The following is a 15,022-nucleotide window of genomic DNA, read 5'->3' on the forward strand; positions in this document are numbered from 1 at the left end:
CCAGAGGCAGCCTGAAGCCTCCTCTATAAACTTTTTCAGAGCTTATTCACATTCTCAGGCTGTCCAAACAATGGGGTCCACCCCAGTCTGTCGCAGCTTAGGACTTAAAAAAGCTTCCAGTTTGCTTCTGACAATAATCGGGTTGTCTCCTTCAAGTATCGATAACACGCCCTCGATTACCACCTCCATCATCAGCACCTCTTCACTTGATTTGCCGCCCAGTTTTTCGGCAATCGGGATGGCAATCAGATTGGCCAGGATGGCGCCATAAAACGTGGTCAGCAGGGCAACCGCCATGGCCGGGCCGATGGAACCCGGATCATCAAGCTTCTGGAGCATCTGCACGAGACCGATGAGGGTACCGATCATCCCGAAAGCCGGCCCCATTGCACCGAGTGTTTTAAACACCTTTTGGCCGGTCTGATGGCGCTGTTTCATGAAGCCGATTTCGGTTTTCAGGATAGAACGTACCAGGTTGGGGGCTGTCCCATCCACCACGAGGCGAATACCTTTGGCCAGGAAAGGATCTTCGATTTCCTCTTTTTCCAGGGCGATAATACTCTCTTTACGGGCCTTGACGGCTAGGTCCACCACCCTGGCAATGACTTCCTCGGGTGTTTGTTTGGGGCTGAAAAAGGCTTTCAGGGCAATTTTGATCGAGCCGATTACCCGGTCCAGGGGAAAGGCAATGAGCATGGCGGCAACGGAACCGCCGATAACCACCAGCACTGAGGGGATATCAACAAACGCCCCCAGACCGCTGCCCATCATGATCGCGGCAATAATCAGTCCAGTGCCGGCTGCAATGCCGATAATGGTTGCAATATCCATTGATTATGTTTTTCCCAGCTTCAATTCCTGATTTTCTTCATAATAAAAAACGCCGCTATATAGTGAATCGCATTTTATGGTTGAATCTTTAATGGTAATTGCAACGCCTGGGAAAAGGGTGTCAAAAGCGTAGAGTCGGGAGCTGTTGTTCACCTCCTTTTCCAGTTTTATCTTTTCTTCGAGGGGGTGCAGCCTGGCATGCAGCAACAGCAGCTGTTCATCCACATAGGCTCTCTTGGCCGTCAGGAGTTCGCGCTCTTCATCGAGTCGGAGCTCCTCTTTTCTCGATGCCTGATCATGGTCCTCCTGGAGGTAGAGGTGAATTTCATTGAGTCGTTCCTCCACCTCTTGTCGTTCTGCCTCTTTTGCCTCCAGGTCTGCAAGGAGCAGCTTTCGCTCTTCCATCAGGAAGGGGTTGATCCCCAGGATGATGGTTGTCGGAGTTGCCCATTTGGCGCCGATAACTTTTGCAAAAACACTGTTTTTTGCCTGACAGGAACCACCCACCAGCACCCCTGGTTCATGGAGAAAAACAATGCTGCCACCAGCCGACAGCTGGCTATGCAGGGCTGATTTTTCAATAAAAATATCACCCTTGGCCCGCAGGGCAGAATTTTCAACATATTTTACGGCAATGGTTCCGCCGCAATAAACCTCCCCTGCTTTGCAGGCGATAATACCACCCCTGACGATGAGATGTTCATCAACCTCGATGTGGGCGCCTTCGATGCTGCCTTCAACCACCAACTGTCTGGCTTTGACGCTGAATCCGGCAAAAACAGAGCCTTTAACGATAATGGTGCCGATAAAGGTGAGGTTGCCGGTTTTGAAGTTGACATCACCATCAATAACCAGGGTTTCCCGGACTTCGATCCGGTTGTTGTCAATCCGGACATACCCGTTGCTGGTGCTGATAATGATCTGGGGATCATCCGCCGGGATGATCACATTATCGCCAAGCAGAACAGCAGGATCTTCAACCACAAAAAACTGCCGGTTGCCGTCCTCTCCCAATTCAGGAATTGTCTGGTCGTCAAGGGGTCTGATGCGGGCAAGCACTTGGCTGGCAACCACATTTTCAATCAGGTTCTGCTCGTAATGGTTGACCTGATTCTGTTCCTCGCGGTCTTTTTTGGCTTTGGTTTCATGGGTATAGAGGGTTACCTGATAGCTCATCACATGCCTTGCGAGACTGTCAGTGCTTCGACAGCATCGGCCTCCTGATTGTAAACGGTAAAAATGGTTTCAAGTTTGGTGATATGGAAGATGTCCCTGATTTTATCCGAAAGACAGCAAAAAACAACAAAACAATTATTTTTGTTCAAAGAGGTGAAGGCGGATACCAGGGCGCCCAGGCCGGAGCTGTCGATATAGCTGAGCTGCTGGAAATTAAAAATAACCTGTTTTTTGGTTTCAGGCCTGATCTTTATCATAGCTTCCTGAAACATCGCACTTTCATGCACTGTCAACTCGCCGGCCAGGCGAACAACCGAGACGTTCTGATCATGGCAATGCTCGATTTTCATACAATACTGCACTCCTTTTCCTGCTCCTGAAAAATGCTGCGTTCTGGTGCCACAATTTGCCAACAGTAGCTTATTCGGCAAAAAACACTTGACATTTAATTGTATACTATATACTTCAGAATCGGTATTATTAGGAAAAACAAGAGTCCTTTTTTTCCTTTTTCTCCACATTGTATCATCCGAGCGTTCCAGAGGTGTTAAAGACCTGATTGCAGGTGCTTTTGGGTGCCCGGTGGTGTGCCTGAAAATGGCGGTATTCTAATTGATCTTTTGCCCTTGAGATAGAATCATTGATGAAAAGTAATATATCCGAAATTATTGCCAGCCATAAAACGCTGAGGGAAAAGATTGCTGAGTTGCTGCGCGAGGCGATTATTCAGCAGAAAATCAAACCGGGAGAACGGGTTACCGAGCTTGAAATTGCCTCCCGCTTTGGGCTCAGTAGAACGCCCATTCGAGAGGCCTTTCGCCAGTTGGAGTCGGAAGGCTTTCTCACCATCATTCCCCGGAAGGGGGCTATGGTTGCCTCCCTGGAGGAAAAGGATATCCGGGATTTTTATGAAATCAAGGCAGTTCTTGAGGGGTACGCCGCCCGGATTGCCGCTGAGCATATTTCTGATGATGAGATTGCCAAGCTTGAGCGCTTGAACGCTAAAATTAGGGAATGTGCCGATCGTCAGGATGTTGCCGGCATGACCAGGGTCCATAATGAGTTTCACCAGCTGATCCTGGAAATTTGCGGCAACCAGAAAATCATGACCATTGTTTCCGGTCTGGTGCGCCAGTTCCTGCGGTTCAGATTTTTCGTTTCGGCCAGCTCCCAGCTCGACAAGCTGCTGGCCGATCATGAAAACATTATTGCCGCTTTCAAAGCCCACGACGGCAGCTCGGCGGAAAAGTATATCATGGAAAACGCCAAACTTGGTGAAGATGTGTTGCTCAAGGAGTTTCTGGCCAACGGGGCCGGTCGGGCGTAAAGGCAGCCTGTAGCGTTGGTTTAGATAATCGTAAGGAGACAGCTGCTTGTCAGCTGGCAATTGTTTCGTTGATGATTGACCGCAGTGGCGGTTGGATGGTATGTTTACAAAGCCGCTAGCAGAAGGTATGAGCCATGAAAATTGATGTATTGGAAAGCAGCATTGCAGATCATCAGCCCTTACCGGATAAAATCGCCAATTTTATCCGTGAAGCAATAATTGTCGGCAAACTGAAGCCCGGCGAGAAGATTTCCGAGGCCAAGCTGGCCGAAGAGCTGTGCATCAGCCGCACCCCTATTCGGGAAGCGATCAGAATGCTGGAAAGCGAGGGCTTTGTCTCCATCATTCCCCGCCGGGGGACGGTGGTCAGCGAGTTTACCTTTGAGGACTTGTTTGAATGTTTTCAGATCAAGGCCTGCCTGGAAGCGTTCTCCGCTTTTCTGGCTGAGCCGGAGATGACCGAGCGGGATATCAATCGTCTGCGGCGCCTGAATGAGGAGGAAAAAGCAGCTATCGCCAATCAGGATTTTGTCAAGTTCATGCGTATCCATGAGGAGTTTCACCTTACTTTCCTCAACAAGAGCGGCAACGTCAAACTGAACAAACTTAACAGTCAGATGATGACCCATATTAAACGACTCCAAGGTTTCTTTATCCAGCAGCCTGAAATTTTTTCCCATTGTGCCAACACCCATGTCCAGATTATTGATGCCTTTTCCCGGCATGACGGGCAGCGGGTGCGCCAACTGGTAGAGGACAATATCCTCCATATTGCCGCCCAGGTTCGTCAACACCATAATGGCACCAAGGAGCATGGCTAAGACCGAGCTTCTGGCACCGGCCGGCAACTGGGAGAAGTTGAAGATTGCGGTGGCCTACGGGGCCGATGCGGTCTATTTCGGTGGCGAGGATTTCAGCCTCCGTCGCCATGCCGGCAACTTTCCCAACGATCAGCTGTCGGCAGTCATCGACTACTGTCGGCGGCGCCACGTCAAAGCCTACCTCACCGTTAATTGTTTTGCCCACGCTGGTGAGCTTGAATCGCTGGCTGATTTCCTTTTATCCCTCCGGACCCATCCTCCTGACGGCCTGATTGTTGCTGATCCCGGCGTCCTCAGCCTCTGCCGGCGAACCCTGCCTGACATTCCTCTCCATCTCAGCACCCAGGCCAACACTACCAACGAAGAAGCGGTGCGTTTCTGGGGGCAGCAGGGCGTCTCTCGGATCAATCTGGCCCGTGAGCTGTCCCTTGCCGATATCGGTCGGATTCACCAGGCGGCCCCCGACGTGGAGCTGGAAGTTTTTGTTCACGGGGCTATGTGCATGGCCTATTCCGGCCGTTGTCTGCTCAGCGCGGTGCTGGCCGGCCGTTCGGCAAACCGGGGTGATTGCGCCCATCCCTGCCGCTGGCGCTACGCGGTGATGGAGGAGAGCAGGCCGGGGGAGTATTTTCCTTTTGAAGAAGATGAACGGGGCACCTACCTCTTTAATTCCCGGGACCTGTGCCTGCTGGACTATCTGCCGGGCCTGGTGAACGCCGGCGTGGAGGCGGTGAAGATCGAGGGGCGGATGAAAAGCGCCTACTACGTCGCCGTCACCACCCGGGTCTACCGCCGGGCCTTGGATCTGATTGCGGCGGGGGACTCCATACCAATCTCGGTTTTGGCTCAAATGAAGCAGGAACTTACCAAAGTCAGCCATCGGGGGTATACCAAGGGGTTCATTGATGGCCTGTTGGAAAAAAATGCCCAGCGTATTGAAGATTCTTCCTATGATCGTCGATATCAGTATGTAGCATTGGTGGAAAAGGTTGAAGGAGCATCGCCAGCGGGACAGAAAGCCCGGCTTTCCCTGGCGGTGAAGGATCGGCTTCAGGTCGGTGAAGTTTTAGAAGTGCTGACCCCCGAGGGCGAGGATTTTACGGCCACGGTTGAGACGCTGGCAGATGACCGGGGCGGCACCATGGCCCTTGTCCATCCAGGCCAGTCTGTCCGGGCCCGCTGTGTGGGGGGCGTTTTTCATCCCAACCAGATTTTTCGTCGTCCGGTCTAAGCTAACGTTGCAGGAAATGGGCTGCGGTTTATCAAGGACAGCATAAGGAATTAAAGGGAGAAGATTATGACGGCAACAATGAAAAATTTTGCCCTGGTGGGTGCTGCAGGCTATATTGCCCCACGCCACATGAAAGCCATCTACGCCACCGGCAACCGGCTGGTTTCGGCCACCGATCCTTCGGATGCGGTGGGCATTCTGGACAGCTCTTCCTATGACATCTCCTTTTTTACCGAGTTTGAGCGCTTCGATCGCCACGCCGAGAAACTGCGCCGCCTGGGGGATGATGAGAAGATTCACTATGTTAGCATCTGTTCCCCCAACTATCTCCACGACGCCCATATCCGCTTTGCCCTGCGCATCGGCGCTGACGCCATCTGTGAAAAGCCGCTGGTGTTGAATCCCTGGAACCTTGACGCCCTGGCGGAGTTGGAGCGGGAGTATGAAAAGCGCATCTTTACGGTTCTGCAACTGCGCTACCATCCGGCCATTCAAGCCCTGCGGGAACAGGTGAGCAAAGACTCCCGCAAGGAAAAGCATACCATTGACTTGAGCTACGTTACTTCACGGGGCAAATGGTACCTGCGATCCTGGAAAGGTGACATTCATAAATCGGGCGGGGTGGCGACCAATATTGGAGTGCATTTTTTTGATATGCTAATCTGGATTTTCGGTCAGGTGCATTACAAGGAATTGCATTTTGCCGATGAGAAAAAAATGGCCGGCTACCTGGAACTGGAGAAAGCCAATGTCCGCTGGTTCCTCTCCGTGGACAATGATGATGTCCCGCCATCAGCAAAAGCTGCCGGCAACAATACGTTTCGTTCCATCACTGTTGACGGCGAGGAGGTCGAGTTTTCCGGTGGTTTTACCGATCTCCATACGGTTGTCTATGAACATATCCTTGCCGGTCACGGCTATGGCATTGAAGATGCCCGTCCTTCCATTAACCTGGTGTATGAATTGCGGAATGCGACACCTCTGAACTCTTCTGCTGACAGAAGACATCCGCTGCTGAAGAGCTGAGTCTGATCAATTGAGGAGAGATAGAGATGGATTATTTTGTTCATGAATCATCCTATGTTGATCCTGGAGCGATAATCGGCAAGGGGACCAAGATCTGGCACTTTTCCCATGTCCTTGCGGGTGCTGTCATTGGTGAACACTGCAGTTTTGGCCAGAATGTCTGCATCGCCGGCGGCGTGGTGATCGGCAGCAACGTCAAGGTGCAGAATAATGTCTCGATTTACGAGGGAACAACCATCGAAGATGATGTCTTCCTCGGTCCGTCCTGTGTGCTTACCAATGTCACCAACCCCCGTTCACAGGTGGTTAGGCGCTCACTCTATGAAAAGACGCTCATCAGGCGTGGGGCCTCCATTGGTGCCAACGCCACCATTGTCTGCGGGATAACTGTCGGCTACTACGCCTTTGTTGCCGCCGGGGCGGTGGTGGCCAGAGATGTGCCGGACTACGCTCTCATGGTTGGCAGTCCGGCCCGCCAGGACGGCTGGATGAGCCGCCATGGCCACCGGCTGAAAAATCCAGATGCCCAAGGGATTATGGTCTGTCCGGAAAGCGGCCTGCGCTATCGGGAGGTGAGCCAAGGGCTGGTTAGTCTTGATTTAAATGAAGATATGCCTTTGCCAGAATCTCTGAGCGTTGGGTCGATAACCTATGATGAGTTGAAAAAGAAAACCTAGTTTGCTGATCTGAGATGACATTGAAGCAGAAGAGCCCCTTGGTTGCAACCAAGGGGCTCTTCTGTCGTGGGTATAATAATGTCCGTAAATTCGGTGTTGGTTTTACTGGCCTAAAATTATCAGGCCAACTTGTTCAGCATTATGCCTTAATTCGCTATCTATTGATTGTTCCTCGGCAACCAGGAGCTTAATACCCTCGGTGTTTTTACTCACGTAGCGGATGTTGGCGGTGTTGCCACCGTTGCATGTCTGCATGTCAGCTAAGACAACCGGGACGTTGTTGAAGTGCTGACTAAACAGGGCAGTCTGTTGTTCATCAGTAATACCGGCTGTTGTTCGTGTGACTTCAAATGCCAAGCCATCAATTACCCCTTGGGATGGCTCCCAAGCGATATAAGCGACGGTTTCTGCAGCATGAACTTGGTAGTTTCTTTCCTGTTCCTGCATACAGTACTGGAAGCCGGCTTCATTGACTTCCTGAGTGCGTCCGGTTACGGCATCGGTTTCGTTTTCTGTGACAATCGAGGTTGCCAGTACAGGAGTCTGCTGGAAAAGCTGACCGAACGTCATTGTCCCGAATACATCGGTATTGTTGGTTGTAAAGGTGCCGGCTTCAAAGCGGGTGCCGTCATCAAGGATATAGCAGCCTTGTTCCATGACCACATAGCTTACCTGTTCGAACTTGTGGTTGCCGTTAAGGTATTCCCATTCCTGGACTCTTATGTCACAGCCAGTATTGTCAAGGTTGCGGATCCTGACGACTGCTGGCTCTTTACCGTTGTAGCTCAGGGGGTTGGCAATGATAACCGGGTTAGTAAAGGTTTTGCTAAATTCAATGCGGGTCCATTCATGGTTGATAGACACTTCCCCGGTTTCAATCTGGAACTGCGGTGTTGCCGGTTTTGATGCAGGGTCACCGGGATCTGTTCCTTGGGAGGCCTCAATACCATCAGGGATGCCATCATTATCACTGTCAGGATCAAGAATGTTGGGCAGACCGTCAGAATCAAGGTCCAGATTCCACTCATCACCCCACAGCTGCAGCTCTTGATCATCGGTCAGGCCATCACCATCAGAATCAGCCAGCAGAGGATCGGTGCCATAGAGAGTCAACTCAGCCAAATCGGTTATGCCGTCATTGTCAGAATCGGCATCCTCATTAATGGCGCTGAATGCCAGATAGCCAACCGTTTCCAGTGCATGGTCCACTTCCCTATCATAGGATTGCTCTTCAATTATAATAAGGTCTATATGATCGGTATCTTTATCGAGCCAGTGGATATTTGCCGGGTCGGTATCATTGGTTGATTGTAAACTTGCCAGAACCACAGGAGTGTTGATGAAAGATTGATCGAAATACACCGTTTGTGCTTCGCTTGCTATTCCTTCTTCGGTTCTTGCAATGTCGAAAGCTATCCCATCAATGCTTCCCTGTGATGGTTCCCAAGCCAAATAAGCAATTGTTTCAACAGCATGTTCCTGGCCGCTGTTTTCCTGCTCCTGCATGCAGTATTGAAATGATTCAGTTGAGATGGCTTGCAACCGGCCAGTTACCGCACTGGAACCATTTTCCGTTATGATCGAGGTGGTGATGACAGGAACTTGCTGAAATGGCTGATCGAAGCTGACCGTCCCGAAGGTCCCGGTATCATCAGTGGCAAAACTGTTGGCTTCCAGCCGGGTGCCGTCATCAAGGATATAGCTGCCCCGTTCCATAACCAGGTAGCTCACGGATTCTACTTTATTGTGGAGTTCATTCAGGTAATCCCATTCCTGTACCCGGATTTCAAAGCCATTGCCATCAACATTGCGGATCCTTGCTGTTGTGGGATCCCCACCGATGCAGCTCAATGGGTTGGCAACTACAACAGGATCTACAAAAGGCTGCTGAAAGTCAACCCGCACCCATTCATGGTTCAGGGAAACCTCACCAATTTCCATTTTGAAATCTGGTTGCGGAATTAGTATCTGAATCTCTTCAGAAAAGTCACTTTCATTATGGTAAACATCGTAAGCGGTCAATGCAATACGATACGTAACGCCCGTTTCAAGACCGACAAACGTGTACTGAGGTTGGTTGCCCACATTGATGACGTTCTGGTAGTCGCCTGAACTATTGGTGTCATAGTAAAGGTTGTAGCCGGCAAGGTCAGCCTCACTGTTTGGCAGCCAGGAGAGGGAGATGCTTGCTGCGCCAGCAGTGAGCGAAAACAGGAAAACCATGGCGGCAATAATCAGTAGGGAGAAGAGAGAGGTGTGTAACTGCTGGATGCTGTCGTTTTGTTTGAAAAAGTTATGGCTCATTCCAAGCATTAACCGTTGTTTTCTGATGGTTGATTGATCATTGTTTTTCATTTCAGCACCCCTCATTTCTCTTTGGGGGGCATCTACAGGTCATCAACACGATGCTGTATCTGCCCGGCAACCCTGCTACCTTATTCTCTGCTTTTTTGCGAGAACGTAGGCCAGTGGCTTTGCGTCACACCCTTTCGAATGTTTTGCCTTTTTCAGACATGTGAATGAACTGGTTGTTGATTGCTGCCTATGGTAGAAAGCAATTTCAATGCCAGGAAAATTTATTTTCTTTAACATGCTGATTTTACATGTTTTTTCTGCTAAGTTCCTTTTTATGCCGGTTTTGCGGTAAAATACTTAATGTCAGTGTCTTACAATAAAAACCAGAGCGGAGCCGTTGATTACTGTTTTGTAAACAAGTGTTTATGCTTTGATTATAAGCAGTTGCAGTGCTTTAAAAAACAGGTCAGGCATGGCCAGATTAGATCCTACGATGCATCCCGCGCCTATATCTCTTGAAAGACAGTGTAAGGAAACAGCTACGCAAAGAGATGTCCATCACCTGTTATTGTTAGGTTCGGCAGCCCGAAGCGTAATTGTAATAAAAACTTTTACATGTACTATCAAGAAAGAAAGGGGAGGCTTTTGGTCTCGCTGAAAACCGGTGTCTATTACAGGTCTGACAGGACTTGTGGGGACAAAGGATAGGTGAATGTTCTTAGCTTTGGCGGTGGGTCGCGACGGCTAAAACTTTTGTTACTGCTGTAACAATATCGCTAAGGTCAGCTTTCTGCAGGGTGGGATGAACCGGAAACATCATGCTGGTTTCCCCTAGGGAGTGTGCGGTGGTAAATGATTTTACCGGCTGTAGTCCTTTGGCCCTGCAGGCTTTTTCCCGGTAGATCTCGGGGCAGATGCCGCTGCTGCAGGTAATTCCCTCGGCATTAACAGCTTCAAGAATGTGGTCCCTGTTCCAGCTTGGCAGAAGAGCTTCCGGTTTCAGAAAAATATAGTATTTATAATAGGCATGGTATTCATTGTCTGCTGGTATCGTTGTTCTCAGTGCTTGAACTGCAGAAAATTGTTGGTTGAGAAACAGGGCATTCCGGCGTCTTGTGTTAACCCAGTCCGTCAGCTGCCGCAGCTGTCTGCGACCAATGGTGGCCTGGATTTCCGTCAACCGCCAATTGGTGCCGAATTCATCATGGAGCCAGCGGAAGTGGGCCGTGGTGTTTCTCTGGTTGCGGGCGGCAAGGGATTTGCCATGATCCTTGAAAGACCAGGCCCGCTCCCATATATGGTGATTGTTGGTGACCAGCATCCCCCCTTCGCCACCGGTGGTCATAATTTTATCCTGGCAGAAGGAAAAGGCGGCGACATCACCTAAAGAGCCAACCGGCTTACTGTTATAGCTGCTTCCGTGAGCTTGAGCGCAGTCTTCAATCAGGAGAAGTTTGTGGTCGCCGGCCAATTTGGCAAGAGGTACCATATCGCACGGCCAACCAGCCAGGTGAACGGCGATAATTGCCTTGGTTTTTTCTGTTATATGAGGGCCAACAGTGTCCTGAGTTATGTTCTGGCTGACCGGGTCGATATCGGCAAAAACCGGACGTGCGCCTCTCATGACGACAGCACTGGCGGTGGCGATAAAGGTCCGACAGGGGACGATGACCTCGTCTCCCGGGCCTATTCCTGCCGCATAGAGAGCCAGTTCCAAGGCAACGGTGCCATTGGCCACCGCTACGCCGTAGCGGCAGCCGACAGATGAGGCAAATTCCTGCTCGAAAAGCTCTCCCTGGTTGCCGGTCCAGTAGTTGACCTTTCCTGATCGTAGGATATCGGCGGCTGCAGTAATCTCGGATTCTGAAAAAACCGGCCATGGGGGTAAGGGTATTGTGCGTACGGGCTGGCCGCCATCAATAGCCAATCTATTTTTGTTGTTCGTCATAGTGTGTTTTCTGTTTTAATCGTCGGTCGTCGCCGGAACGAGATCTTGGTTATGGTCGGTTACCGTGGTTCCTGCTTTGATCAGCCGGTGACTGCCGATAGTCATGCCTGGAATGATCGTGGCGCCGGCCCCCACCGTTGTTCCTGTTCCAATAGTTACCGAGCCGCACAGGGTTGCCCCGGGGGCAATGTGTACGCCATCAGCGATGTGGCAGTCATGATCAACCGTAGCCCCCGTATTAATAATAACATGACTGCCGATTTTGCTGTCGGCATTGATTACTGTCCCGGCCATGATAACGGTACCCGCACCAATTTCCACCCCATTGCCCAACTGGGCAGATGGATGGATGGCGGTCGCCGCCTGCAAACCACGATTGGTCAGGAAGTTGCTAGCCGCAAGACGCTGCTGGTTGTCGCCAATGGCAACAATGAATTTTTTGGGCCGCGTTTCCTCCGGTTGATTTTCCAGGTCCTCTCTGCCCCCAATGATCAAATAGCCGCAAAAGAATGTTTCTTTGCGTGATGGGCAGTCATCAAGCAGAAATGCGATCTGGTATCTGTTCTGGCGTTCGAGCAGATCAATGACCACCTTGGCGTGGCCGCCGCAGCCAACGACGAATAGAGATTCTTTTTCCTGCATTGAATCAAGGGGGCTCATTTGTTGCCGCTGAATTTTTTCATGGTTGCTTCGCCTTCCTGGGAAATTCCCTCCTGGGTAAAAACTTTCAATAGTGTCTGTCCGAGAATCCTGCAGTCCAGCCACAGGGACCAATTGTCGATATACCAGGTGTCAAGCTTGAAGCGTTCGTCCCAGTTGACCGTATTACGGCCATTGACTTGCGCCCAGCCGGTAATGCCCGGCTTCATTTCGTGTCGACGAGCCTGTTCAGGCGAGTATAGCCCAAGGTATTCCATCAACAGCGGTCTTGGCCCCACCAGGCTCATTTCTCCTTTGAGGACGTTGAGAAGTTCCGGCAATTCATCGAGACTGAATCGGCGAAGAAATTGACCTAAAGGAGTCAGCCGCTGCTCATCAGGAAGCAGGTCCCCGTGAATATCCTTTGCATCAACCATGGTGCGGAACTTATAAATCATAAAAAGTTTGCCGCCTTGGCCGGGACGCTGCTGTTTGTAAAAAACCGGCAATCCGAGTTTGACGGCAATTGCTAATCCTGTCAAGAGCATAATGGGCAGGCTGCACAGCAGGCAGGGAACCACCACCATAAGGTCGAAAATCCGCTTTGCCAACAGGGCACGTGAACGATTAGCTGAGGACATCGAGAAGCCGCTTTTCCAACAGATCTCCCAGGTGGGAGATGTCATGGTTTTTTTCGATGTACTTGCGGCCCAGCTGACCCATCGCCCAGCGTTCGTCACCCGACAGGGATGCCAGTTTGACAATGGCATTGGCCATTGCCTGAGCATCTTCTGCTGGAACCACGAAACCCGCACCAGTTTCAGCCACCGGGTTGTGCGGCGTCTGGCCGCCGAAGATGATAGGCCGGCCCATGGCGAGGTAGTCATAGAGCTTATTGAGGCTCATGCCGAACCGGTAAAGATCGGACTTTTTCAGGGTCAGGATAAAAGCATCGGCTTGACATAACTGTTTCTGTACATCATGTTTGGCTACCGGGTCAAGAAAGGTGACAAGCTGGAGATTTTCTTCCCGGCACCGGCGAATAAGAGCTTTTTTATCGGGCCCCTCCCCAAGGAAAAAAAACCTGATTTTCTCGCCCCATCCACGCTGCTGCAGAATCGCAGCCGCATCAACCATGGACTGCACACCGTTTGCCAATCCAAGCGTCCCAGCGTAATAGATGGAAAAAAACGTCTTATCAACAGGCTTTTCCGGTGGCGGAAAAAAGGATAAATCGGTGCCATTGGGAAGCAGAACAATCCGATCGGCAGGGGCCCCATGGTTGACAAAATGGGCATCAGCTTCCGGCAGCAATGAAATAATCAACCGTGCCCTGCGGTAGAGATAGAGTTCAAGCTTTCCCAGGATGAAAATAAAAGGATGTCGGGATGAAAAATTTCCCAAACGCATCAATGATAACGGCCATAAATCTCTGATTTCCAGGACAAAGGGGATATGGTTTGCTGCTGCCAGCCTTTCTGCCGCGTAGGCCGCGAACAGGTGGGGGCTGGAGCCGATAATGACATCAGGTTTGCCATAGGTGTCAAGTAGCCCGGCAAACCGCAGGTGCCAGGCGAAGGTGAGCATATTGAACACCCGTGCCGGGTTGGCAGTATAGGGAGGTGTGCGAAGCCAGATGAACTGAATGCCGTCAATGACGCTTGCCTGATCGATGCTGCCAGGAGCGCAATGATTATTTTGCCGGGTCCAGTGGTTATAGCTGGCGGCGATGATGGTGACCTGATGGTCTTTTTCAATCAGCCTGCTGGCCAGGGAATAGTGGCGGGTACCGCCAGCCTCCTGGGGGGTGAGGCTGTAATGGTTTATGAACCAGATGTTCACCAGGCTTCCTTCTGCTTGACAGTCGATAGGTTATCCAATCCTGCTGCCAAACGGTCATAAAGAGCCAACAGCTTCCTTTCTTCCCGCGGCCAGTTGTAGTGCTCCTCCACTGCCTGACGCCCCCTTTTTCCCATAGCTGCCGCCTCTTGGGGGTGAGCCATGAGCCAGCGGATCGCCCTGGCGATTGCCGCTGGATTTTGTCGGTCAACCAGCAGGCCGCAGGACGCCTTTTCCACAATTGAACGCCAGAGAGGGAAGTCGGAGGCAATAACGGGGATGCCGGCGGCCATATATTCAAACAGTTTGATGGGATATGATTTCAGATAATTTGGCTCTGGATGCAAGATTACCAGTCCAATCCTTCCCTTGCCAAGCATCTCCTGGACTTGGCCATGATTGAGCCAGCCACGAAAATCAACATAGTGCCACCCTGGATGCCTCTTCATCATCTGGAGCAACGCTTCGGACGCAACATTGCCGGCCATGAGCAATTTTATCGTGGGATCGCCAAGGAGATCAAGGGTTTCGAGCATTTCGAAAGCGCCGCGTTCTTTCGCAATCCGGCCGACGTACATAATAGGAAAAAAGTCCTTGCCAGTGGAGGACAGACCTTCCTGCTTGTTTTCCATCAGGAAGGGAAAGTTTTGTACCACTGTGGTTTTTGCCGCGGGAAAACGATGGCCAATGGAAGGCGTGGCCGCGACAATACCGTCAAAAAACAGAGCGGCGGCGTTTTCCAGCACCTCGGTGCCCAGCGATAGCAGGGACTTTGCCCATGAAGGTATCCAATCTTTACTCCTGATTTGCAGCGCCAGATTTTCATGCACATCATAGATGACGATCTTTCCTCTCAGGCGCAGCAGGATGCCTACAGGAATGAGTTCAGGATCATGGAGGTGATAGATGGGGGCATTAATCCGCAGCGCTGCCAGGTAGCTCTGCCGGAGCAAAGCGGTCATGCGTTGCCAGCGATGGGCAGGCTGCGCAACCGGCACGATGGTGACGCCGTCTTTTTCCTCCTGCCGGTCATGGGGAGCAATGAGCGTAACCTTCCAACCATAATGGCTTAATGATCGGCATTCTTTAACAAAAATTCGGACATCCGTTGCCTGGTGTACGGATGTCATGATGCAAACATGCGGTTGTTTTATTGATTCATTCATAAGCGGATGCGGTGTCTGGGAAATTTTCATAGGTAATTTACTATAC

General features: G+C 51.0%; 14 protein-coding genes and 1 riboswitch. Of the genes, 5 read left to right on the top strand and 9 right to left on the bottom strand.

Annotated elements, in window-relative coordinates; translation table 11 throughout:
• Positions 1-54 precede the first annotated feature (54 nt).
• Genes JXO50_10540 through JXO50_10550 form a run of 3 tightly spaced genes read right to left on the bottom strand, consistent with a single transcriptional unit; the run spans position 55 to position 2,357 of the window.
• Positions 55-831 (bottom strand): MotA/TolQ/ExbB proton channel family protein, encoded by a 777-nt coding sequence (locus tag JXO50_10540; protein MBN2333527.1) that lies wholly within the window; start codon positions 829-831, stop codon positions 55-57.
• 3 nt (positions 832-834) lie between these two features.
• Positions 835-2,007 carry a DUF342 domain-containing protein gene (locus JXO50_10545; GenBank protein MBN2333528.1) on the bottom strand — a complete coding sequence of 391 codons (1,173 nt, stop codon included), beginning with the start codon at positions 2,005-2,007 and terminating at the stop codon, positions 835-837.
• Positions 2,007-2,357, bottom strand: a complete 351-nt coding sequence (locus JXO50_10550; protein MBN2333529.1) for an STAS domain-containing protein — start codon at positions 2,355-2,357, stop codon at positions 2,007-2,009. Before JXO50_10550 ends, JXO50_10545 begins: the two co-directional genes overlap by 1 nt.
• 293 nt (positions 2,358-2,650) lie before the next feature.
• Here JXO50_10550 and JXO50_10555 point away from each other — a divergent pair, with 293 nt between their 5' ends.
• From JXO50_10555 to JXO50_10575, 5 genes are all read left to right on the top strand, one after another.
• Positions 2,651-3,334 (top strand): GntR family transcriptional regulator, encoded by a 684-nt coding sequence (locus JXO50_10555; GenBank protein ID MBN2333530.1) that lies wholly within the window; start codon positions 2,651-2,653, stop codon positions 3,332-3,334.
• A gap of 134 nt (positions 3,335-3,468) precedes the next feature.
• On the top strand, positions 3,469-4,155 hold the full coding sequence (locus tag JXO50_10560; protein ID MBN2333531.1) for a GntR family transcriptional regulator: 687 nt from the start codon (positions 3,469-3,471) through the stop codon (positions 4,153-4,155).
• On the top strand, positions 4,148-5,386 hold the full coding sequence (locus tag JXO50_10565) for a U32 family peptidase (GenBank protein ID MBN2333532.1): 1,239 nt from the start codon (positions 4,148-4,150) through the stop codon (positions 5,384-5,386). The genes JXO50_10560 and JXO50_10565 overlap by 8 nt, the downstream gene beginning before the upstream one ends.
• A gap of 78 nt (positions 5,387-5,464) precedes the next feature.
• Positions 5,465-6,412, top strand: a complete 948-nt coding sequence (locus JXO50_10570; GenBank protein ID MBN2333533.1) for a Gfo/Idh/MocA family oxidoreductase — start codon at positions 5,465-5,467, stop codon at positions 6,410-6,412.
• 26 nt (positions 6,413-6,438) lie between these two features.
• Complete coding sequence (locus JXO50_10575; protein ID MBN2333534.1) at positions 6,439-7,089, top strand: N-acetyltransferase; 651 nt, start codon at positions 6,439-6,441, stop codon at positions 7,087-7,089.
• A 102-nt stretch (positions 7,090-7,191) separates the two neighbouring features.
• Here JXO50_10575 and JXO50_10580 read toward each other — a convergent pair whose 3' ends face one another.
• The 6 genes from JXO50_10580 to JXO50_10605 all read right to left on the bottom strand — a co-directional run bounded on the left by JXO50_10580 (position 7,192) and on the right by JXO50_10605 (position 14,940).
• A complete protein-coding gene (locus tag JXO50_10580; GenBank protein MBN2333535.1) occupies positions 7,192-9,444 on the bottom strand; it encodes a fibronectin type III domain-containing protein in 2,253 nt (750 codons plus the stop codon).
• Between the two features lie 62 nt (positions 9,445-9,506).
• Positions 9,507-9,602, bottom strand: a riboswitch (cyclic di-GMP riboswitch).
• A 500-nt stretch (positions 9,603-10,102) separates the two neighbouring features.
• Positions 10,103-11,332: a DegT/DnrJ/EryC1/StrS aminotransferase family protein gene (locus JXO50_10585; GenBank protein MBN2333536.1), complete on the bottom strand. Its 1,230-nt coding sequence runs from the start codon at positions 11,330-11,332 to the stop codon at positions 10,103-10,105.
• 15 nt (positions 11,333-11,347) lie between these two features.
• Positions 11,348-11,974 carry an acetyltransferase gene (locus JXO50_10590; GenBank protein MBN2333537.1) on the bottom strand — a complete coding sequence of 209 codons (627 nt, stop codon included), beginning with the start codon at positions 11,972-11,974 and terminating at the stop codon, positions 11,348-11,350.
• A 14-nt stretch (positions 11,975-11,988) separates the two neighbouring features.
• Positions 11,989-12,612, bottom strand: a complete 624-nt coding sequence (locus JXO50_10595) for a sugar transferase (protein ID MBN2333538.1) — start codon at positions 12,610-12,612, stop codon at positions 11,989-11,991.
• A complete protein-coding gene (locus tag JXO50_10600) occupies positions 12,599-13,813 on the bottom strand; it encodes a glycosyltransferase family 4 protein (protein MBN2333539.1) in 1,215 nt (404 codons plus the stop codon). Before JXO50_10600 ends, JXO50_10595 begins: the two co-directional genes overlap by 14 nt.
• Positions 13,810-14,940: a glycosyltransferase family 4 protein gene (locus JXO50_10605; GenBank protein MBN2333540.1), complete on the bottom strand. Its 1,131-nt coding sequence runs from the start codon at positions 14,938-14,940 to the stop codon at positions 13,810-13,812. Before JXO50_10605 ends, JXO50_10600 begins: the two co-directional genes overlap by 4 nt.
• Positions 14,941-15,022 lie beyond the last annotated feature (82 nt).

It is taken from the genome of Candidatus Anaeroferrophillus wilburensis (assembly GCA_016934315.1).
Taxonomy (GTDB): domain Bacteria; phylum Desulfobacterota; class Anaeroferrophillalia; order Anaeroferrophillales; family Anaeroferrophillaceae; genus Anaeroferrophillus; species Anaeroferrophillus wilburensis.